Genomic DNA, 19,920 nt, shown 5'->3' with positions numbered 1-19,920 from the left:
ACGCGAATCAGCAACTCCCGCTGAGACGAATGGAGCTGACGTGGCGATGGAACGAACGGCGGTCAACCCGGTGACCTGGTCGGTGGAGATGGGCTTCAACCAGGGCGAGGTCGTCTCCGGGCACACCCGGACCCTCTACATCTCCGGGCAGACCGCGATGGGCGAGGACGGCAGGCCCCGGCACGAGGGCGACATGGCGGCGCAGCTCGCGCTGAGCGTCGCCAACCTGGAGGCCGTGCTCGGCGAGGCCGGCATGTCCGTCGCGAACCTCGTCCGGCTCAACGTCTACACGACCGACGTCGACCTGCTCTTCCAGCACTACGGCGTGCTGGCCACGCGACTCGGCGCCGCCGGGGTCGCGCCGACGACCACGATGCTCGGGGTGACCCGGCTGGCGATCCCCGGCCAGATGGTCGAACTGGAGGGGACCGCCGTCGGCTGAGGTGACGACGCCCTCCTGCCGCTCCTGCCGGAAGCCGCCCCCGGCACGAGCGGCGGACGGCGGATCCCCGGCACGCGCACCGCTCCAGAATTCGTTTGCGGGCCTCGCTCGTGCGTGCGTAGCGTCGCCGGTCGTGACCCCGACCCTGCGCACCGAGCGTCTGCACCTGGAGCCGTACGTCCCCGAGGACGAGGACGGCTTCGTCGCCCTGTTCCAGGACGTGCGTGTGTCCCGCTGGATGGGCGACGGGACCACGTCCGAGGCGGCCGACAGGGCCCTGTTCGGGCGGATCTTCGGCAAGGTCTACGCCGAGGAGCTGTTCGACGTCTGGGCCGTGCGCCGGGACGGGCGGCTGGTCGGCCACGCCGAGATCAAGCGGACCGACCAGGTCGACGGCTTCGAGATCATCTACGCCCTGGCCCCCGAGGCCTGGGGCTGCGGCCTCGGGGGCGAGGTGGCCGAGGCGATCGTCGCGTACGGCTTCGGCACCCTCGGACTGACCGAGGTCCACGCCACCGTGGCCGCACCGAACACGGCGTCACTGGCGCTGCTGGCCAGGCTCGGCTTCTCGCACGTCCGGGACGTCACGGAGGCCGACGGCAGTACGACCCGTGTCCTGACCCGCCACCGCACCACACCCCCCGGGCCGTCCCCGGTCTAGGGGCCTGTCTTTCGGATCGTGCCGGGCTCGCGACGCCTTGCGATCGCACGCACCGGACGGCCGCTCCCTGGTCCGGCCGGGACACGCGGCAGCGGCCGTCGGGATGCCCTTCCGACGGCCGCCGATGTGTGCCCTACGCGTGGTGTGCCCTACGCGTCGTGTGCCCTACGGGGTCAGAACGCGAAGACCGCGGTCTTCGCCAGCCCGCTGCGCATCTCGCACGTGTTGCCGTACGTGGCCGACCAGCTGACCCGCTTGCCCTCCCAGACGCCTTCGCCGGTGACCGTGACCGGCTCCCAGATGCGCGTACAGGGGGCGGAGCTGCTCCACGCGGTGCCCAGCTGGGCGAAGTCGCCGTTGATCGTCTTCAGGTCGGCGCAGGCCGACTTGGGGGCGGGGTGGGTGCCGGACGCGGTCGGGGCACAGTTCAGCGTGACCGCCCTGTCGATGGTCGCCGTCGCCGCGGCCTCGCCCTTGCCGATCGTGAGGACGAGCGCCGACGGCGGGTACAGCCCGGACGGCTCGGCCTGGGCGCTGCCGGACGTCGCGGCGACGCCGACGAGGGCGAGGCCGGTGGCGAGAGCCGTGGTGAGGGCGGTGTTGCGGAGGACGTAACGCACGGGGGTGTCCTTTCGAGACGAGTGCTTCGTGATTGCGCCTCGGAGTCTTGTTGCTGCGGAGGGTGATCGCACATCCTTCGCCGCTTTCCGGTCACGACCGAACGTTCGGGCTGTTGGGGGCGGGTGCGCGGCCTGGTCGAGAGCGCTCCACGAGGTGGTCGTGCAATCTCGAACGACCAACTGACCTGCGGTGATGCGAAATTTGTTCGAAATTGGAGCAGTCGTCGGAGGCCCTGTTCGACCGGAAGCGCGTCCTCCGAGGTACCACCGGCCGGTGCCCGCGGTACGTTCCCTCCGCCCGGAGGCCGGTGCGGGCGGCCGGTCACCGGACCCGCCGCCCGCACGCCTCCGTCATCCCTTGCTGACCGCCGCGAGGATCTCCGGCAGCCGGTTCGCCGTCCGGGGGGCCGCCATCTTCAGGCCGCCCCAGGCGATCAGCGCGCCGTACACGGCTCCGGCCGGCAGCAGGATCCAGAGCAGGGACTCCTCGTCCGCGAGGTGGAGGTAGACCGCCGCCCCGATCACCGGGGCGCACAGCAGCGCGCCCCCGATCATTCCGCCGAAGATCGAGATCCACGCCAGACTGCCCTGCCCGGGCGCGACGTTCTTGTACGCGCTGTCCTGCGGGATCGAGTACGGGAAGTTCGCCGACGTCACCGCGCCCGTCGCCAGCATCGCGCCGAGCAGGGCGAACGCCAGGCCCAGCGCCTCCGGGAGGGAGGACCAGTCGCCGAGCACCGCCGCCGTCGCCGCCGTCACCAGGACCGTGTACGGCAGGGTGATCAGGAGCAGCGCGAGCGCCCGCGCCCGCAGTTCGGCGTACGCGTCCTTCGTCGTCGAGATCGTCTGGGCGACCATCCAGAACGCCGAGGTGTCCTGCCCGAACTGGTTGTACATCTGGATGCCGAGCATGCCCGAGGCGAAGCACGCGAAGTAGATCGAGCCCGTGCCCTGGAAGGCGTTGAAGAGCGGCACGATCGCGCCGATCGCGAGCGAGGTGATCCAGGCCGCCTTCGTCTTCGGGTCGCGCGCGATGTAGCGCAGGGTCCGCTCCATCACCGTTCCCGTACGCCCGCCGGGCAGCAGCCGCGCGAGGAGTCCCGTACCCGACCGGTCCCGGCCGGACGACTCCGACGACGCGCCGATCGTCGAGCCGTCCGGTGTCGTCATCAGCTTCACCAGGCTCCGCTGCCACCAGTACAGCAGCGCCACGAGGACGGCCACCGTCAGCAGCAACTGGGCGGCGGCGACCGCGTGGTCGCCCTCGCTCGCCGAGTCCACCGCCGCGATCGCCGAGGCCGGCGGCAGCCAGCCCACCACGGCGGCGGCCGGTTCGAGCGACGAGAGACCGCCGGCGCGACTGAGCCGCTGCGCGCCGAAGTTGACCACCTGGATGCCGACCGCGATCAGCAACCCGCTCAGTACCGCGAGGTCACGGCCCTTGCGCGAGGTCAGCAGCCGTACGTTGGCGGCGGCGACGGCCCGCGAGAGCGCCACGCACACCAGGACCACGAGCGGCACGGCGAGAACCGCGACCACGACCCCCGCCGCTCCCCGCGCGAGCGCGAGAGCCGCGCCCACCCCTATCAGCAGGGTGAACGCCGGGCCGGTGCCCACCAGCGAGGCCACGAGCAGCGACCGCACCAGCGGCCGGGGGTGCAGCGGCAGCATCACGAGCCGGGACGGGTCGAGCGTCTCGTCGCCGCCCGGTACGAAGAGCGGCATCACGGCCCACGACAGGGCGAGGACCCCGGTCAGCAGGATCACGATCGAGTCCGCGTCCGCGCTGCCGCGCATCAGCACGAACGCGAGGACCATCGCCGCCGCGAAGGCGGCCGTGATCACGATCGAGACGACGTACGCGGCGGTCCGGCCCGCCGACTGCCGCAGCCCGTTGCGCAGCAGCGACACCTTGAGCCGGACGAAGACGGAGGTCAGGGACTCGGGTGCGGAGACCGTGGTCATCGGGCGGCACCGCCGCCCAGCCAGTCCAGGGAGTCCCCGGCCGCGTCCCGCCCGTGGGCGCCGACCAGCTCCAGGAACGCGGCCTGCAGCGACGGCGCGTCGCCCCGTACGGCCGCGAGCGGGCCCTGGGCGCGGATCCGGCCGGCGGCCATCACGGCGACCCAGTCGCAGAGGGACTCCACCAGCTCCATCACATGGCTGGAGAAGACGACGGTCGCGCCCGAGCCGGTGTACCGCTCGAGGACACCCCGGATCGTCTGCGCGGACACCGGGTCGACGCCCTCGAACGGCTCGTCGAGGAAGAGGACTTCCGGGTTGTGCAGCAGCGCCGCCGCGAGCCCGATCTTCTTGCGCATACCGGTGGAGTAGTCCACCACCAGCTTGTTCTGCGCCCCCGCCAGGTCGAGCACGTCGAGGAGCTGGGCGGCCCGCTTGTCGACCTCCGCACCGGGCAGCCCCCGCAGCCGCCCGCTGTACGCGAGGAGTTCGCGGCCGGAGAGCCGCTCGAAGAGCCGCAGCCCCTCGGGGAGGATCCCGATCCTGGCCTTGACCTGGGCCACCGACTCGGGATCGCGCCAGACGTCGTGCCCGGCGACGAGCACCCGCCCCGCGTCGGGCCGGAGAAGTCCGGTGATCATGGAGAGAGTGGTGGTCTTGCCCGCGCCGTTGGGACCGACGAGACCGATGAACTTGCCCGCGGGCAGGACGAGATCGATGCCGTCGACGGCGATCTGCTGCCCGAAGCGCTTCCAGAGACCCTCGACACGGACGGCGGGCACCGCATCACCGTCCGCCCCGGATGCGCCACCCGCCGTCGCGACGTCCGCCCGTGCGTCGCCGCCTTCTTCGTATACACCGTCAAATGCCTGGTCAGGCATGGTCTGTCAACCCTCCGGTCGTCCCCGTACTCCGTACGGGCACACCCTAGAGGGCACCCCTCGGTCGTGTCCGGAAAGTCTCGCCTGGCTCGCGACGCCCGGCACGCACGCTCGCGGCGTTGGCCACAAGCCCAAGTAGCTCCGCTATGAGGGCTTCCGGCCGCCTTGCGATCGCACGCTCCCCCGAGCTCTCGGCTGCGCTCGAGCAGGGGGGACCCCCATGACGCCGCGAGCCCCGCCCTGCGGGCGGACGGCGATACTTTCCGGACACTCCCTAGGGCCTGCGAGCCCTCTCGGCCGCCGCTTCCCGCCCGCAGGCGTACGCGAGCGCGCTGATCAGCTCCTCGGCGTCCGGCAGCCAGCGGTTCGCAGGGGTGGGCCGCCGGGCCCACTGCACCGCGCCGTGCCCGCCGACCCGGGTGGGCGGGGCCGCCACGTAGTACCCCTCGCCGCGCGTGGTCAGGTCGATCGACGCCGGCGCCCAGCCCAGCTTCCGTACGAGATCGGGGACCTTGGCCGCCGCACCCGGCAGGACGAAGAAGAACATCCGGCGCTCCGGAGTACACGTCACCGGGCCGAGGGTGAGCTCCATCCGCTCCATCCGCGCCAGCGCCAGGAAGCCCGCCGACTCCGGCACCTCGATCGCGTCGAAGGTGCGGCCGGTCGGCAGCAGGATCGACGCCTTGGGCTGCTTCGACCACATGCGCCGCGCCCCGACCGCGCTGCCGGTCGCCTGTGTCGACCAGTCGGGCCTGGCGGCGTGCGCGCCGGGGGAGGCGCACGCCTCGGCGCCGCAGGAGCAGCGCTCCCGGCCCTCGACCGCCTCCAGCCAGGTTCCCGGGAACACGTCCCAGTGCCGCTCTTCCGCATACCGCACGGCGCTGTCCAGCAGCTGCTCGCCTCGCTGCTTGGGGATCTGTGCGGCTTCCGTGACTCCGATGGTCTCATCCACGGTGAACTCAACTCCCGCCGTCACCTGGGGTTACGGGCGGCGTGCGGCGCGCTGTGGAGCATCGATCCTGCACGGCGGGGCGCATGGGTGCACGGACGGGGGCGCGCGTGGGGCCGGCGAGCGGTGGTGGGGTAGCCAGTGATGGGGGGTGTCGGCCGGCTGCCCGTGGCCGATGCGTCCGGTTTCGCGTGTTCACATCGGCATTGACCGGATATCCGCCGGGCAGTGATCAGTTCTCTTCGATCACACCGGCCTCAGGGGGTAGTCATGTCAGCCAGGCCACTCGTCGCCCGTCAGCCGAACGAACGGCTGCAGGCGCTCATTCAGGAGGCCGGATGCTCCAACGCCGGCCTCGCCCGCAGGGTGAACATGGTCGGGTCCGAGCGCGGGCTCGACCTGCGGTACGACAAGACGTCGGTGGCGCGCTGGCTGCGCGGGCAGCAGCCGCGCGGGCGGGCGCCGGGGATCATCGCGGAGGCGCTGGGGCGCAAGCTGGGCCGTACGGTCACGATCGACGAGATCGGGATGGCGAACGGCAGGAACCTGGCCGCGGGCGTCGGGCTGCAGTTCTCACCGACCGTACTGGGCGCGATCGAGCAGGTCTGCGAGCTGTGGCGCAGCGACGTGGGGCGCCGGGACTTCCTCTCCGGCTCCACGGTGGCGGCCTCCGCGCTCGTGGAGCCGAGCAGGGACTGGCTGATCACGGGCGCGGACGCGCACGTGGCCCGGTCGGCCGGGGCGCGCGTGGGGGTTTCGGACGTGGAGGCGGTCCGGGCGATGACGGCCGCGCTGGTCGACCTGGACCGCCGGTTCGGCAGCGGTCACGTGCGGCCGGTGGTCGTGCACTACCTGAACAGCGTGGTGGCGGGGCTGCTCTCGGGCTCGTACCGGGAGGCGGTCGGGCGGCAGCTGTTCGCGGCGGTGGCGCGGCTCACGGAGCTGGCCGGGTACATGGCCGTGGACACCGGGCAGGCGGGGCTCGCGCAGCGGTACTACATCCAGGCGCTGCGGCTCGCGCAGGCCGCGGGCGACCGGGGCTACGGCGGCTATGTGCTGGCCGCCTCGATGAGTCATCTGGCCGCCCAGCTCGGGAACCCGCGGGAGATCGCTCAGCTGGCGCGGGCGGCGCAGGAGGGCGCGCGGGGGCGGGTGACACCGCGGGCCGAGGCGATGTTCTACGCGGCGGAGGCCCGGGGCCACGCGCTGCTCGGGGACGCCCACGCCTTCGAGGCGGTCGCGGGCCGTGCCGTACGGGCCATGGAGCGGGCGGATCCGGAATCGGGTGACGACCCGTCGTGGATCGCGCACTTCGACCAGGCGTACCTCGCCGACGAACTGGCCCACTGCCACCGGGATCTGGGGCAGGCGGAGGCGGCGGCGCGGGCGGCGGAGGAGTCACTCGCCGGCCATCCCGGGACGCGGGCCAGGCGGCGGGCGATCGGTCTGGTGCTGCTCGCCTCGGCGCAGGTGCAGCGGCGCGAGGTGGAGCAGGCCTGCCACACCGGGACGCGCGCCCTCGAACTTCTCGCGACGCTGCGGTCCTCGCGCGGTGCGGAGTATCTGGACGACCTCAAGGAGCGACTGGAGCCGTTCGCGGGGGAGCCGGTGGTGCGGGAGTTCGGCGCGCGGCTGGAGCTCCATGCGGCGTGACCTGCTGTGACGGGCGTCACCGTCACAGTGCGCGCGGTGGGGCGATAGGGGCACGCCGGTACGGCAGTTGAGGGTGGTGCCGTTGTGTGTCTGTTACCGGGCTCACACACGTGTGCGCGGCGCCGGACGCACCCGGTAGCGTGAGCCGACGATTCCGTAGGTCCATCAGTAGGAGTCCCGGTGACGCAGAGCGGACAGGGTCCGGAACCGCAGTATCCGGCGGTACGGCCCACGCACGAAGGTGTCGTGCTGCCCGCGGAGGGCGGCGTGGAGACCGGCCGGGCGGCAGGCCCGGCCGGCGGCCAGCCGTGGGGCGGCGCCTGGGGCCCCGGCGGTGGACCGCAGGGACAGCAGCCCCAGCCGTCCTCGCAGCCGATGCCGCCGGCCCAGCCGCTTCCGCCCGAGGCCGGACCCGGCGGGGCCGCGGACATGCAGGCCACGCAGTACCTCGCGCCGATCCCGCCGCAGGGCGCGCCGCCCGCCGGCGGGCCGGGGCCGATGCCCGGCGTCATGCCGGCGGCCCAGGGGCCGATACCGGGCGGGCAGCCGATGCAGCCCCACACCCCGCCGCCCGGTGGCTACGGATACCCGCACCAGGCCGCGCCCGCGCAGCCCGGCCCCGAGGGCGGCTACGGCTACCCTCCCGCGGCCCCCACGCACCCCGGCGCCGCACAGCCGATGCCCGGCCACGCCGGTCCGGGCCTCTCCGGCCCGGGCGCGTCCGCGGGCGACATGCAGGCGACGCAGCACATCCCGCCCGTCGTGGCGCAGGGCGGCGGCTCGGACACCCAGTTCCTCGGCACCGGCCCCCTGGGACGGCAGCAGCAGCCCGCGGGCGCCTCGGACGCGACCCAGTACATCGCTCCCGTTCCGGCGCAGACGCACGGAGAGCGGCAGCCGCCCGCCGAGTTCGACAACCTCTTCCGCAGCGACGCGACGCAGCACATGCCGCAGCAGCAGTCGCCGCAGGCCCGCGGGCAGCAGTTCCCGCCGCAGTTCCAGCAGCCCTCGTACGGCCAGCAGCCGCAGCAGCAGCAGTTCCAGCAGCCCACCGCGCCGGCGCCCTTCGAGGGGGCGTACGACGACGAGTACGACGACGAGCCCGAGCCGCGCCGCAGGTCGCCCGTCGCGCTGATCGCCGCCGTCGTCGTCGGCTGCGCGGTCGTCGGCCTCGGTGCCGGCGCGCTGCTCAGCGGCGGGGACGAGGACAAGGACAAGGGGCCCGCCCAGAACGTGGCCGCCAGCTCCGGCGCTCCTTCGGCCGAGCCGACCGGCAAGGCCGCCGCCGACCCGGCCGAGCCGCAGGCGAAGGAGCTCGACAAGCTGCTCGCCGACAGCAACAACAGCCGTGACGCGGTGATCCGTTCGGTCGAGAGCATCAAGCAGTGCAAGAACCTCGACCAGGCCGCCACCGACCTGCGGGACGCCGCCGGGCAGCGCCGCGGCCTGGTGACCCGGCTGCAGGGCCTGACCGTCGACAAGCTGCCGGACAACGCGGCCCTGACCGCCGCCCTCACCAAGGCGTGGCAGGCCTCGGCGTCCGCCGACGACCACTACGCCGCCTGGGCGGACCAGGTGAAGGGCAACAAGAAGTTCTGCAAGGGCGGCAAGGCCCGCGGCACGGCGCACACGGTCGAGGCGGGCAAGAAGAGCTCCGACGCCACGATCGCCAAGCGCGAGGCGGCCTCGCTCTGGAACCCGACCGCAGACAAGTACGGGCTGTCGAAGCGGGCCCCGACCCAGCTGTAGGAGGCCCGGGGCCGCGAGGCGGCCCCGGGTCGCCGGATTCCTGCGCTACGGGGCGCTGAGGACGGTCTCGCCCACGTCGACGAAGCCGGGCTTCTGCGCCACGAGCTGCCCCCTGCGGACCACCTGGAACGTCACCTCGTGGTTGACGATCCGGGGGAAGCGGGGTGCGCCGAGCATGTCCTCGTAGCGCCAGCGCAGTTCGGGCGTGAGGCCACCGGTGTCGATCTGGACGCCCCGGTCCAGGGCGTGCGCGACGGCGCCCGCCGTGATCGTCTCGCTGTCGAGCGACTCGATGACCTTCTTCAGGACGGTGTACGCGATCCACGTCGTCTGGACGCCCGCGTCGGTCGGGTCGACCCGGTTGTCGGCGAACGCGTGCTCCTTGATCACCTTGCGCATCGGCGCCCAGCGCGCGTCGTTCGCCTCCGGGTACCAGCCCGTGACGTACGCGCCCTCGAAGGGGCTGTGCGCGCCGCCTGTGCGGTCGACGACGGGCTGGCTGACGCTGCCGAGCACGGAGGAGATCCGGATGTCGTCCTTGCCCTTGCCGTCGTCCGGGGCGCGCTCGCCGTCCTCGTCCCCGGGGAGGCGGCGGAAGGAGTCGAAGAACGTCTGGGTGCGCTCGCCGAGGACGGCGGCGACGCAGCCGTCCTTGCTGCCGGCCTTGGCGCGGGCGCGTTCGGCCTGCGTGGTGTACTCCGCGGCGTCCTCGACGGCCGGGATGTCGACCGCACCGTCGTGACTGCCCTTGCGCAGGCCCGAGTTGAGCAGGTCGGGCAGCTTGTCCCCGGCGAGGGTGTCGGGCCGTACGAGGGAGACCTTGCGGCAGGACTCGGCGAGCTGCCGGCCGTGGCCGGCCATGAGCGAGGCGAGGCCGCCGTTCACGGGGTAGGAGAGCGGGCTGGTGAACTCGTCCTCGGAGATGCCGTAGCCGCCGATGTACGGGATCTCGGCCGCCTCCAGCGGGGCCATGAAGGCGCGCCCGTTCTGGCTGTACGAACCGACGACGGCGACGACGTCCTCACGGACGGCACGGCGCGCGCAGTCGGCGGCGCCCGAGGAGGTGTTCTTCTCGTTGCAGGTGAGGATCTTCAGCTCGTGGCCGTCGATGCCGCCCGAGGCGTTGACCCAGCGGGCGAAGGCCTGGGCCATGGCGGGCATGCCGGGCTGGTTGGTGGCACGGGTGCCGTCGGGGGCCCAGGTCATCACCGTGACGGGCTCCCTGGATCCCCCCGTGGTCCCAGGGAGCACGCCACAGCCGGTGAGCAGCGACGCCCCGGCCGCCGCCGTCGTGACATACGCGAGGAGTGAGGTCAGTCGCCTACCGGTCATGACCATGCACACTTCCGCCTCACGGGTAACGCAGAAGTGTGCATGGTTCAACAGCAAGTGACGTGAAGGTGAATTGCCGGGGCCGGGGGCCGCTCGGGAGGGGGCCGGTCCGCCGATCTTGGAAGGGAACGTACGATCGAACGGTGTCCAGTCCAGTCTCGGGTTCGGTGAACTCTTCCCGTCGCGGCCGTCGCTCCTCCACCATGGGCGACATGCCGCTCAACGACATGCCGTGGTGGCGCTGGCGCATCAACGTGCGCTCGGCGCTGCACATGCTCTCCGACCCCGGGTTCCACGAGACGACCTGGCTGGCCGGCCACGACGGGTACGGCGACGTCACCGACGCCGTCTACCGCCTCGTGGAGGACACCTGGCTCGACAACTGGTCCGCCGAGAAGTACGTCGGGACGATCTTCCGCGACTCGGGCGAGGCCGCCCTGGTGGACGTCGCCGTGCTGCGGGTGCTGCGGATCATGCACCAGGTGGGGCCCGACGCGCCGTTCTCGGCGTACATGGAGCACCACGGGTGGCCGGAGGCCGTACGGGCCGCCCGCGAGGCACACATACGGATGGCGTCCGCGGACGGTGAGGACCCCGACACGCCCCCGCGTTCCCTGGACGTCCTCCGTATCATCACGCGGTCCGCCTGACGGACGCCGGCCGGGCCGCCGTCGCGCGGTGTGGCACCCTACGGGGATGACCGACCAGTACGTCCTCACGCTTTCCTGCCCGGACAAACAGGGCATCGTGCACGCCGTGTCGAGCTATCTGTTCATCACGGGCTGCAACATCGAGGACAGTCAGCAGTTCAAGGACCGGGACACGGGCCTGTTCTTCATGCGTGTCCACTTCTCCGCGGAGGAGCCGGTGACCGTGGAGAAGCTCCGGGCGAGCTTCGCGGCGGTGGGCGACTCGTTCGCGATGGACTGGCACATCAACCGCGCCGACGAGCGCATGCGTGTCGTGCTGATGGTGTCGAAGTTCGGCCACTGCCTGAACGATCTGCTCTTCCGCTCGCGGATCGGGGCGCTGCCGGTCGAGATCGTCGCAGTGGTCTCCAACCACACGGACTTCTCCGAGCTCGTCAGCTCGTACGGCATCCCGTTCCGGCACATTCCGGTCACGAAGGAGAACAAGCCGGAGGCGGAGGCCGAACTCCTGGAGCTCGTGCGCGCCGAGAGCGTCGAACTGGTCGTGCTCGCCCGCTACATGCAGGTCCTCTCCGACGACCTGTGCAAGCAGCTGTCGGGCCGGATCATCAACATCCACCACTCCTTCCTCCCGAGCTTCAAGGGCGCGAAGCCCTACCACCAGGCGCACGCGCGCGGTGTGAAGCTGATCGGCGCGACGGCCCACTACGTGACGGCCGACCTCGACGAGGGCCCGATCATCGAGCAGGAGGTCGAGCGGGTGGGCCACGAGGTCACCCCGGACCAGCTGGTGGCGGTCGGCCGCGACGTGGAGTGCCAGGCGCTGGCCCGCGCGGTGAAGTGGCACGCGGAACGCCGGATCCTCCTGAACGGCCGCCGCACGGTCGTCTTCGCGTAGGACGCGGAACGGCGCCGGAGCGGAGCGCCGGCGCACGAGCGGGGCCCCGGCGCAGGAGCGGGGCCCGGCTAGAGGCGGCTCAGGCCGGCCGCCGCGAAGAGGACGTCGCGGATCGCCTCGCGGTCGCCGTCCTGGCCGGCCGCCGCCTCCTCGGGCGGGACATGGCCCGCCACGAGCTGGCAGAACTCGACGCCGTCCATCGCCACCTGGGCCACCGCGTGGTCCGGGGAGCCGACGGCCGCCGGGGAGTCCAGGGCGATGTACCAGTGGCCGCCGCCCGAGCCCTCGACCTCCAGGTGGAGCGAGCGGCCGGGGGCGCCCGCCGCGACCAGCTCCCGCGGCGGGGAGGCCAGGCCCGCGCGGCGCCGGCCGGCCAGGGCCGCCGGGAGCAGCCGGGCCGCCAGGTCGATCATGCCGTGCAGATGGGCGCCGCTCGGCGGCTCGTACGGATACGCCACCGCGTTCGCGATGTCGTCCGCGTGCACCCAGCACTCGAAGGCCCGCTCGAGGAGCGAGTCCCGCATCGGCAGCGCGAAGTCGCCGTACGTCACCGTCAGGTCGGCCACGCCCCGCCCCGCGAACGACACCGTGCGGATCAGCGTGTGGCTCTGCTCGCGCCACGGCTCGCGGACCCCGCGCGTCGGCGGGTGGTCCGAGCCCCGCCAGTACGCCTCCGTACGCTCCTGCGGCGACACCTCCGTCGCCTTCGGGCCCAGCGGGTCGTCCAGGCCGAGGGAGGTGGCGACCAGGCCGTCCACCGTCAGGAGATGGCCGATCACCCCGGCCACGGTCGTCCGGCGGCTCACGCCTCGCTCGCCCTCGAACCACTTCAGCCGTACCGGCGCGTGCCATTCCGACTCGCCGATGTCCCGCAGCAGCGCGTCGAGCCGGGCGGTCTCCGCGTCGTACGGAGCCGCCCATGCGGGCACGGGGATACGGGCGGGACGGCGCCCCAGACAGTTCTCCAGGACCCGGGAGCGCAGCAGCGGGTCGAGGTCCAGGTCGCGCTCGGAGTGGAGCAGCCCGACCGCGTCCCTCAGCCGCAGCGCCTCGTCCGCACACGGGGCGCACACGGTCAGATGGTCCTCGACCGCCTGCGTCTCCTCCGGCGAGCACGCCGACAGCGCCCACGCCCCGAGGAGGGACTTGAGCACGCTGTGCGGCGGCGGTGCCGGCGGTGTCGGGGCCGGCGCCGGGGGAAGCTCTGCGGGCGCGGGCGACTGAGCGGGTTCCTCGGCCGGCTCGGGCGTGGACACGGTGACGTCCACGGTCAGGTCCGCGTGGTCGTCCGCCGCGGCGCGCGGTCCCGGTATCCGGGGAGCGCGCGCCACCCCGTCGGGCGTGTCGTCGGGCCCGTTCACAGAGAACGTCCGTAACCGGGCGGCGAGGACCCCTCCAGCGGGCGGGTGTTCGCCGTGGACAGCAGCTGCAGCCCGAGCCGCAGCCGGCGCCGCGCCTCGTCCTCGGTCACGCCGAGGTCCGCGGCGGTCTGGCGGTAGTCGCGCCGCTGGAAGTACGCCAGCTCCAGGGCGGCCCGCAGCGGCGCGGGCATCGACGTCACGATGTAGTCGGCGCGGGCGGCGACCGAGGCCTGGCGGACCTTCTGCTCCAGCTCCTCCGCCGACCCCTCGCCGGTCTCCGCGTACGCCGTCGCCTCGGTCTGCCGCAGCCGGTGGACGGCCTGCCGCTGGGTCAGCTTGGCGACCCACGAGCGCATGTTGCCCTGCTTGGGGTCGTAGGCATCGGGGTTCTCCCAGATGTAGCCGAAGACCTCGCGGGTGACCTGGTCGGCGGCCCTGTCGTCGTCCAGGACCCGGTGGGCGAGGCTGTGCACCAGCGAGGCGAACCGGTCGTAGAGCTCGCCGAGCGCGGCGGCCTCACCGCGCGCCAGCCGCTGCTGCATCCTGCGGTCCCAGCGCGGTGGTGTGTCCTTCGCCATGCGTCGCCCTCCGGTGCTCTTCCGTGGCCCTCCCGACCCGAGTTCTCCGTCCAAAGTAGTGGCCTGTCCGACGGCGCACTCCGCTTTGGGACAACTACGCCCTCCGGGAGGGCCCGGATGGTAAGGAAAGCGTCATCCGCGCGACGAGGGGTTTCGGCCCGTCGTGGCGGGGCAGCGGGAGGGCACGGGAACGACTGCCTCCGCTTGAACGACTGCTTCCGCTTGAAGGGCGCGATCGCGTGAACCTCGACGTCGACGAAGACGAGCAGGGCCCCTGGACCGTCCTGCGGATCCGCGGGGAGCTGGATCTGCTGAGTTCGCCCCTGGTCAGGAGGCGCGTCCACGACGCCGTCGCGGGCGGACGCCACGACGTGGTCCTCGACCTCTCGGGCGTGCTCTTCTGCGACTCCAGCGGGGTGGGCGTGCTCATCGCCTCGCGCCGGCTGATGCGCTCCTGCCGGGGCCGGCTGCGCGTCGTGCTGCCCGCGCGGGGCTCGGAGGACGCCTCGCACGTCAACCGGGTCCTCGCCGCGCTGGGCGTGCGCCGCCTCTTCGACGTGTACGGCGACGCGGAAGCCGCCGTCGACGACGAGGCCCAGCCGCTCTCCGCCTAGGGCTGCACGGCGGGGGGATGCCCGCACGGCGCACGCGTCCCGGCCGCCACCCCCTCGGCACGGCGGCCCGTCTCGTCGTACCCTCCCGGAATGCAGCCCATGGAACCCGAGCAGGGACCCGGAGCGGTCTACCAGCGCCGGATCGCCTCCCGTTTCGCCGCGTTCGACCAGGACGGCGACGGGACCATCTCGCGCGAGGACTTCAGTACGGCGGCCAAACGCGTCCTGGCGGAGTTCGACGTCTCCTTCCGCTCCGACCGGGGGCAGGCGCTCGCCGACGGCGCCGAGGCCTTCTGGCAGGGCATGGCGGGGATCGCCGACATCGACGGCGACCAGAAGGTCAGCCGCGAGGAGTTCGCCGGCGGCGCGGTGAAGCGCCTGCACGACCACCCCGACCGCTTCGCCGAGATCGCCCGGCCCTTCCTGCACGCCGTCCTCGCCATCGCCACGACCCCCGCCGACGTGGAACGCGCCCTGCTGGCCCTCGGCATCACCCCCGTCGGCGCCGCGCTGGGCGCCCGCACGCTGCCGACCGTCGCCTCGGGCGCGGTCGACGAGGAGCAGGCGGTGACGGCGTTCGCGCGCTACTTCATGACGGAGTAGCCGCGCCCGCCGGCCCGTACCGTTCGCGGAGCTTGTACTTCAGCACCTTCCGCAGGGCGTCGTTGCGGGGCAGGGCCTCCACCACCTCCAGCTGCTCCGGGAGCTTGTGGACGGAGAGACCCTGCTCGCGCAGGAACGCGGTGATCCCCGCCAGGGTCAGCGGACCCGCGCCCGGCGGCTGCTCCACCACCGCGCAGACGCGTTCGCCGCGCTCGGGGTCCGGAAGGCCGACGACGGCCGCGTCGCCGACCTCCGGATGCAGGTGGAGGAGGTCCTCGATCTCCTTGGCGGAGATGTTCTCGCCCTTGCGGATGATGATGTCCTTGATCCGCCCGGTCAGGACGAGATGCCCGCTCGCGGTCACATGCCCCACGTCGCCGGTGATCAGGAAGCCGTCCTCGTCGAAGGCGGCGGCGCTCTGCGCCGGGTCCAGATAGCCCTGGCAGACGGCCTCGCCGCGCAGCCGTACCTCCCCGCCGTCGGCGATCCGGATCTCCATGCCCGCGGGCGGCCGGCCCTCGGTGGTCGCCAGGTTCTCGACGGTGTCGTCCGGCGAGCCCATCGTGATCATCGGGACCTCGGTCATGCCGTACCCGTGGGTGAGCTGGCAGCCCATCTCCCGTACGACGGCGTGGTAGATCTCCGGCGGCTTGGGCGCCCCGCCGCCCGCGAGCAGCCGCAGGCTCGGTATCAGCTTCCGCCCGGGCTGCTTCCGCTGCTCGGCGAGGAACATCGAGTAGAAGGCGGTGGAGCCGCCCGCCACGGTCACCCCGTGCCTGCGGTACTCCGCCAGCGCCCCGGGCAGCGCGAACTGTTCGAACATCACCGCCGGGAATCCGTACAGGAGGAGCATCACCGTGTAGTCGGGCCCGGCGATGTGCGCGTACGGGAAGGCCATCGAGCCGACGTCGTCCGCGGTCAGGTGGAGCGCGTGGGCGAGGCAGGAGCCGCCCGCGATGAGTGAGCGGTCGGTGTGCAGGACGCCCTTGGGGTCGGAGGTGGTGCCGGAGGTCCAGTAGATCCAGCGCACGACGGTCCCGTCGGCAGGCGGGGGCGGCAGGACGGCCGGGTCTCCGTCGGGCAGGGAGCCGTACGCCTCGAAGACCCCGCGCGCGCCGAGCCGGCGGGCCATCTCCGTGTGGTCGAAGCCGCGCCAGACGCCCGGGACGGCGAAGAACTCGGCCTTCGACTCGCGCAGGGCGAAGCCGACCTCGCGGTCGCGGTAGAAGGGGATGACCGGGGACTGTACGGCGCCGATGCGGGCGAGCGCGAAGGACAGGACCGCGGTCTCGATCCGGGTGGGCAGCTGCCAGGCCACGACGGTGCCCGGCCGCACTCCCCTCCCGTACAGCCCGGCGGCGCACCGCTCGGCGCGTTCGCGCAGCTCGCCGAAGGTCAGGACGCGGTCCTCCTGGAGGAGGACGGGCCGGTCGGGCGTGAGCGCGGCGCGCCGCTCGACGAGCTCCCAGAGGGTGCGGGAGGTGCCCAGGGTGTGTGCGGTGTCGGTCACGACGTTCCCCTCTCCGTCCGTAACTGACGGGCAGTCAGATTGCCTGGAGAGCGTAGAGGCACGCTGCTTGTCGGTCCAGGGGGCGGGGGCTAGCCTGAGACCGATCGGTATCTGACGGGTCATCAGAAAATGCGGGAACGGGAGAGGGTCTCATGACGGAACTTCCACGGATCATCAGCGTCGACGACCATGTGATCGAACCGGCCCACCTCTTCAAGACCTGGCTGCCGGCCAGGTACCGCGACCGTGGGCCGCAGCCGCTGACCGCCGGGATCGGTGAGCTCGCCTACGTCGGCGGCAAGTACCAGATCACGATGGACCCGGACGGGCCGCCGACCGACTGGTGGATCTACGAGGACCTCAAGTTCCCGTACAAGCGCAACATCGCCGCCGTCGGCTTCGACCGCGACGAGATGACCCTGGAGGGCATCACCCGCGAGGAGATGCGCCGTGGCTGCTGGGACCCCGTCGAGCGGCTCAAGGACATGGACCTCAACCACGTCGAGGCCAGCCTCTGCTTCCCGACCTTCCCGCGCTTCTGCGGCCAGACCTTCGCCGAGGCCAAGGACAAGGAGGTCGCCCTCGCCTGCGTCCGCGCCTACAACGACTGGATGGTCGAGGAGTGGTGCGGCGACAGCGGCGGCCGGCTCATCCCGCTCTGCATCATCCCGCTCTGGGACATCGACCTGGCCGTCGCCGAGATCCGGCGGAACGCGGCGCGCGGCGTCAAGGCGGTCACCTTCTCGGAGATCCCGACCTATCTGGGACTCCCGTCGATCCACTCCGGCCACTGGGACCCGTTCTTCGCCGTCTGCCAGGAGACCGGGACCGTCGTCAACATGCACATCGGCTCCAGCAGCCAGATGCCCGCCGCCTCCCCCGACGCCCCGCCCGCCGTCCAGGCCTCCCTGAGCTTCAACAACGCCATGGCCTCGATGATGGACTTCCTCTTCAGCGGGGTGCTGGTGAAGTTCCCCCGGCTCAAGCTCGCCTACAGCGAAGGACAGATGGGCTGGATCCCGTACGCCCTCGAACGCGCCGACGACGTCTGGGAGGAGCACCGCGCCTGGGGCGGGGTCAGGGACCTGATCCCGGAACCCCCGTCCACGTACTACTACCGGCAGATGTTCTGCTGCTTCTTCCGCGACAAGCACGGCATCGCCTCGCTCGACGTCGTCGGCCGCGACAACGCCACCTTCGAGACCGACTACCCGCACGTCGACTCCACGTTCCCGCACACCAGGGAAGTCGCCCTCGACCACGTCAAGGGACTCGACGACGAGACGGTCTACAAGCTGATGCGCGGGAACGCCATCCGCATGCTGGACCTGGGCATCGTCTGATGGACCTCGCGGACGGCGCGGCCCAGGAGGAGTTCCGGGCGCGGCTGCGGGAGTGGCTCGCGCGGGTCCTGCCGACGCTGCCGCCGAAGCCCGATCCGCTGGACTGGCCGGGACGGCGGGCGTACGACTGCGGCTGGCAGCGGCGCCTGTACGACGCCGGGTACGCGGACGTGCACTGGGACGCCTCCCCGACCCAGCGGCTGATCTTCCTGGAGGAGACCGAGCGCGCCGGAGCCCCGTACGTCGGCGCGAACTTCGTCGGACTCCTGCACGCGGGACCGACGATCGCCGCCGAGGGGACGCCCGGACAGCGGGAGCGCTGGCTGCCGCCCGTGCTGCGCGGCGACGAGGTCTGGTGCCAGGGGTTCAGCGAGCCCGACGCCGGATCCGACCTGGCCGGGCTGCGGACGCGGGCGGTGCGGGACGGGGACGCGTACGTGGTCTCCGGCTCCAAGATATGGACCTCGCACGCCGAGGTCGCCGACTGGTGCGAGCTGCTCGTACGGACGGACCCGGACGCGCCCTCGAAGCACCGGGGCATCAGCTGGCTCGCGATGCCCATGGACGCGCCCGGGATCACCGTACGGCCGCTGCGGACGCTCGCCGGGTCGGCGGAGTTCGCGGAGATGTTCCTCGACGAGGTGCGGGTGCCGGTCGCCAACCGGGTCGGGGAGGAGAACGACGGCTGGCGCGTGACCATGGTGACCCTCTCCTTCGAGCGCGGTACGGCGTTCGTCGGCGAGGTCGTCGCGTGCCGTCGCGTACTGGGCGAACTCGCGGGGGCGGCGCGGAAGAACGGGACCTGGGACGACCCGGGCGTGCGGCGGCGGCTCGGGCGGCTGAGCGCCGAGTTCCGGGCGCTGTGGCGGCTGACCCAGTGGAACGTCAGCGAGGCGGAGGCGACGGGCGGAGTGCCGGGGGTCGGCGGATCGGTCTTCAAACTGCGGTACTCGCACGCGCGGCAGGAGCTGTACGACGCGGCGGCCGCCGTCCTCGGGCCCGACGCGCTCGACCTCGGGCGCGAGTGGAACCTGGACCGGCTCTCCTCGCTGTCGTACACGATCGCGGCCGGTACGTCGCAGATCCAGGCGAACATCGTCGCCGAGCGGATACTCGGCCTGCCGAAGGGGCGGTGAGGGGTGGTGGTGGTCTCGTGGACTTCCGGCTGACGGACGACCAGAAGGCGCTGAAGGCAGGGGTACGGGAGCTGCTCGCCGGCCGCTTCGACCGGGAGGCGATGCGGGCGGCGGTGGACTCGGGCGGCACGCTCGACCGGGCGCTCTGGCGTGAGCTGGGCGCTGCCGGGTTCTTCGCGCTCCGGCTGCCGGAGGCGGAGGGAGGCGTCGGACTCGGGCTCGCCGAGGCGGTGCTCGCCTTCGAGGAGGCGGGACGGGTGCTGCTGCCGGGGCCGTTGACGGCGACGCACCTGGCGGCGGGGACGGTGGACGGGGCCGCGGAGGGGGAGGTGGTGGTGACCGCGGTCGACGAGGGGCTGGTGGAGTGGCTGGACGAGGCGGACGTGGTGCTCGGTGACGTGACGGGGGCGGCGGCCGTGCGGTCGGTCGACCCCTTGACGCCCTTGCACCGCGTGCCGGGACCTGTGGGGCCGGGGGCCGTGGGCGGAACCCGTCCGCGGGCGCGCCGCCCCGTGCCCTGGTCCGAGGTCGCGCTCCTCACCGCTGCCGAGCAGGTCGGGAGTGCCGCTCGGACCACCGAGACGGCCGTCTCCCACGCACGGACGCGCGTGCAGTTCGGGCAGGCCATCGGGGCGTTCCAGGCCGTCAAGCACCTCTGCGCGCGGATGCTCGTGCGCACGGAGGTCGCCCGGGCCGCCGTCTACGCCGCTGCCGTCACCGGCGATCCCGTCGAGATCGCCGGCGCCAAGCTGCTCGCCGACGAGGCCGCCGTCGACTGCGCGCGGGACTGCCTCCAGGTGCACGGCGGCATGGGCTTCACCTGGGAGGCGGACGTGCATCTGCATCTCAAACGGGCCTGGGTGCGGGCCGAACGCGGCCTCACTCGGGCACGGGCGGAGGAGGTGGAGGCGCTTGCCCTGTAGGCGCGGTGTGGGTGGGCGCTCACAGAGCGTCGATATCGGGTTGTGTCCTTCGGGC

Annotated in this window: 19 protein-coding genes; 11 read left to right on the top strand and 8 right to left on the bottom strand. The window is 72.5% G+C overall.

Features of this window, described 5'->3' with window-relative positions; translation table 11 throughout:
* Positions 1-46: 46 nt before the first annotated feature.
* Complete coding sequence (locus ACFVGW_RS15425) at positions 47-442, top strand: RidA family protein (protein WP_383228379.1); 396 nt, start codon at positions 47-49, stop codon at positions 440-442.
* Between the two features lie 133 nt (positions 443-575).
* Entirely contained in the window at positions 576-1,103 is a 528-nt protein-coding gene (locus tag ACFVGW_RS15420) for a GNAT family N-acetyltransferase (protein ID WP_385852306.1), read from the top strand.
* A gap of 173 nt (positions 1,104-1,276) precedes the next feature.
* On the opposite strand, the gene ACFVGW_RS15415 is transcribed toward ACFVGW_RS15420, so the two are convergent.
* The 4 genes from ACFVGW_RS15415 to ACFVGW_RS15400 form a co-directional block, all read right to left on the bottom strand.
* Positions 1,277-1,723 (bottom strand): SSI family serine proteinase inhibitor, encoded by a 447-nt coding sequence (locus ACFVGW_RS15415; protein WP_352188781.1) that lies wholly within the window; start codon positions 1,721-1,723, stop codon positions 1,277-1,279.
* Positions 1,724-2,074: 351 nt separating this feature from the next.
* Positions 2,075-3,688, bottom strand: a complete 1,614-nt coding sequence (locus tag ACFVGW_RS15410; RefSeq protein ID WP_385852305.1) for a transporter — start codon at positions 3,686-3,688, stop codon at positions 2,075-2,077.
* Positions 3,685-4,566 carry an ABC transporter ATP-binding protein gene (locus ACFVGW_RS15405; protein ID WP_383229680.1) on the bottom strand — a complete coding sequence of 294 codons (882 nt, stop codon included), beginning with the start codon at positions 4,564-4,566 and terminating at the stop codon, positions 3,685-3,687. The genes ACFVGW_RS15410 and ACFVGW_RS15405 overlap by 4 nt, the downstream gene beginning before the upstream one ends.
* A gap of 274 nt (positions 4,567-4,840) precedes the next feature.
* Positions 4,841-5,518, bottom strand: coding sequence for a bifunctional DNA primase/polymerase (locus ACFVGW_RS15400; protein WP_352188784.1), 678 nt, complete (start codon positions 5,516-5,518; stop codon positions 4,841-4,843).
* A gap of 267 nt (positions 5,519-5,785) precedes the next feature.
* On the opposite strand from ACFVGW_RS15400, the gene ACFVGW_RS15395 reads away from it, so the two are divergent.
* Both ACFVGW_RS15395 and ACFVGW_RS15390 read left to right on the top strand, forming a co-directional pair.
* The gene (locus ACFVGW_RS15395) at positions 5,786-7,168 is read left to right on the top strand and encodes a transcriptional regulator (protein WP_383229678.1); all 1,383 of its coding nucleotides are present in this window, start codon (positions 5,786-5,788) and stop codon (positions 7,166-7,168) included.
* Positions 7,169-7,348: 180 nt separating this feature from the next.
* Positions 7,349-8,917: a hypothetical protein gene (locus tag ACFVGW_RS15390; RefSeq protein WP_385852304.1), complete on the top strand. Its 1,569-nt coding sequence runs from the start codon at positions 7,349-7,351 to the stop codon at positions 8,915-8,917.
* Between the two features lie 45 nt (positions 8,918-8,962).
* On the opposite strand, the gene ACFVGW_RS15385 is transcribed toward ACFVGW_RS15390, so the two are convergent.
* The gene (locus tag ACFVGW_RS15385; RefSeq protein ID WP_352188787.1) at positions 8,963-10,249 is read right to left on the bottom strand and encodes an ABC transporter substrate-binding protein; all 1,287 of its coding nucleotides are present in this window, start codon (positions 10,247-10,249) and stop codon (positions 8,963-8,965) included.
* Positions 10,250-10,452: 203 nt separating this feature from the next.
* On the opposite strand from ACFVGW_RS15385, the gene ACFVGW_RS15380 reads away from it, so the two are divergent.
* Both ACFVGW_RS15380 and purU read left to right on the top strand, forming a co-directional pair.
* The gene (locus ACFVGW_RS15380) at positions 10,453-10,899 is read left to right on the top strand and encodes a hypothetical protein (protein ID WP_383229686.1); all 447 of its coding nucleotides are present in this window, start codon (positions 10,453-10,455) and stop codon (positions 10,897-10,899) included.
* Between the two features lie 46 nt (positions 10,900-10,945).
* Positions 10,946-11,797, top strand: coding sequence for a formyltetrahydrofolate deformylase (purU, locus tag ACFVGW_RS15375; protein ID WP_385852303.1), 852 nt, complete (start codon positions 10,946-10,948; stop codon positions 11,795-11,797).
* A gap of 68 nt (positions 11,798-11,865) precedes the next feature.
* Here purU and ACFVGW_RS15370 read toward each other — a convergent pair whose 3' ends face one another.
* The gene (locus ACFVGW_RS15370; RefSeq protein WP_385852302.1) at positions 11,866-13,158 is read right to left on the bottom strand and encodes a maleylpyruvate isomerase N-terminal domain-containing protein; all 1,293 of its coding nucleotides are present in this window, start codon (positions 13,156-13,158) and stop codon (positions 11,866-11,868) included.
* The gene (locus ACFVGW_RS15365) at positions 13,155-13,736 is read right to left on the bottom strand and encodes a sigma-70 family RNA polymerase sigma factor (protein ID WP_352188790.1); all 582 of its coding nucleotides are present in this window, start codon (positions 13,734-13,736) and stop codon (positions 13,155-13,157) included. Before ACFVGW_RS15365 ends, ACFVGW_RS15370 begins: the two co-directional genes overlap by 4 nt.
* Before the next feature lie 239 nt (positions 13,737-13,975).
* Between ACFVGW_RS15365 and ACFVGW_RS15360 the strand changes: the two genes are divergently transcribed.
* Together ACFVGW_RS15360 and ACFVGW_RS15355 are read left to right on the top strand one after the other, a co-directional pair.
* Complete coding sequence (locus ACFVGW_RS15360) at positions 13,976-14,350, top strand: STAS domain-containing protein (RefSeq protein WP_352188791.1); 375 nt, start codon at positions 13,976-13,978, stop codon at positions 14,348-14,350.
* Between the two features lie 90 nt (positions 14,351-14,440).
* Positions 14,441-14,953: an EF-hand domain-containing protein gene (locus tag ACFVGW_RS15355; RefSeq protein ID WP_385852301.1), complete on the top strand. Its 513-nt coding sequence runs from the start codon at positions 14,441-14,443 to the stop codon at positions 14,951-14,953.
* Here the strand turns inward: ACFVGW_RS15355 and ACFVGW_RS15350 are convergent.
* Positions 14,940-16,463 carry a class I adenylate-forming enzyme family protein gene (locus ACFVGW_RS15350; protein WP_385852300.1) on the bottom strand — a complete coding sequence of 508 codons (1,524 nt, stop codon included), beginning with the start codon at positions 16,461-16,463 and terminating at the stop codon, positions 14,940-14,942. The two genes, ACFVGW_RS15355 and ACFVGW_RS15350, sit on opposite strands and share 14 nt — an antisense overlap.
* Before the next feature lie 152 nt (positions 16,464-16,615).
* Between ACFVGW_RS15350 and ACFVGW_RS15345 the strand changes: the two genes are divergently transcribed.
* The 3 genes from ACFVGW_RS15345 to ACFVGW_RS15335 are packed head-to-tail and all read left to right on the top strand — an operon-like array spanning position 16,616 to position 19,865.
* Positions 16,616-17,806, top strand: coding sequence for an amidohydrolase family protein (locus ACFVGW_RS15345; protein ID WP_383228523.1), 1,191 nt, complete (start codon positions 16,616-16,618; stop codon positions 17,804-17,806).
* Positions 17,806-18,942: an acyl-CoA dehydrogenase family protein gene (locus ACFVGW_RS15340; protein ID WP_383228522.1), complete on the top strand. Its 1,137-nt coding sequence runs from the start codon at positions 17,806-17,808 to the stop codon at positions 18,940-18,942. Before ACFVGW_RS15345 ends, ACFVGW_RS15340 begins: the two co-directional genes overlap by 1 nt.
* A gap of 17 nt (positions 18,943-18,959) precedes the next feature.
* The gene (locus tag ACFVGW_RS15335) at positions 18,960-19,865 is read left to right on the top strand and encodes an acyl-CoA dehydrogenase family protein (RefSeq protein ID WP_385852299.1); all 906 of its coding nucleotides are present in this window, start codon (positions 18,960-18,962) and stop codon (positions 19,863-19,865) included.
* Positions 19,866-19,920 lie beyond the last annotated feature (55 nt).

Origin of the sequence: Streptomyces sp. NPDC127129 (genome assembly GCF_042671585.1) — a bacterium.
Classification (GTDB): Bacteria; Actinomycetota; Actinomycetes; order Streptomycetales; family Streptomycetaceae; genus Streptomyces.
Note: the sequence above shows the minus strand (reverse complement) of the source record. Positions and strands in the feature narration are given on the sequence as shown.

What these genes read in the sequence shown, in the direction of transcription:
- ACFVGW_RS15425 (WP_383228379.1), top strand. Translation starts at nt 47, where the DNA reads ATGGAACGAACGGCGGTCAACCCGGTGACCTGGTCGGTGGAGATGGGC.
- ACFVGW_RS15410 (WP_385852305.1), bottom strand. Translation starts at nt 3,688, where the DNA reads ATGACCACGGTCTCCGCACCCGAGTCCCTGACCTCCGTCTTCGTCCGG.
- ACFVGW_RS15405 (WP_383229680.1), bottom strand. Translation starts at nt 4,566, where the DNA reads ATGCCTGACCAGGCATTTGACGGTGTATACGAAGAAGGCGGCGACGCA.
- ACFVGW_RS15395 (WP_383229678.1), top strand. Translation starts at nt 5,786, where the DNA reads ATGTCAGCCAGGCCACTCGTCGCCCGTCAGCCGAACGAACGGCTGCAG.
- ACFVGW_RS15385 (WP_352188787.1), bottom strand. Translation starts at nt 10,249, where the DNA reads ATGACCGGTAGGCGACTGACCTCACTCCTCGCGTATGTCACGACGGCG.
- ACFVGW_RS15380 (WP_383229686.1), top strand. Translation starts at nt 10,453, where the DNA reads ATGGGCGACATGCCGCTCAACGACATGCCGTGGTGGCGCTGGCGCATC.
- purU (WP_385852303.1), top strand. Translation starts at nt 10,946, where the DNA reads ATGACCGACCAGTACGTCCTCACGCTTTCCTGCCCGGACAAACAGGGC.
- ACFVGW_RS15365 (WP_352188790.1), bottom strand. Translation starts at nt 13,736, where the DNA reads ATGGCGAAGGACACACCACCGCGCTGGGACCGCAGGATGCAGCAGCGG.
- ACFVGW_RS15355 (WP_385852301.1), top strand. Translation starts at nt 14,441, where the DNA reads ATGCAGCCCATGGAACCCGAGCAGGGACCCGGAGCGGTCTACCAGCGC.
- ACFVGW_RS15345 (WP_383228523.1), top strand. Translation starts at nt 16,616, where the DNA reads ATGACGGAACTTCCACGGATCATCAGCGTCGACGACCATGTGATCGAA.
- ACFVGW_RS15340 (WP_383228522.1), top strand. Translation starts at nt 17,806, where the DNA reads ATGGACCTCGCGGACGGCGCGGCCCAGGAGGAGTTCCGGGCGCGGCTG.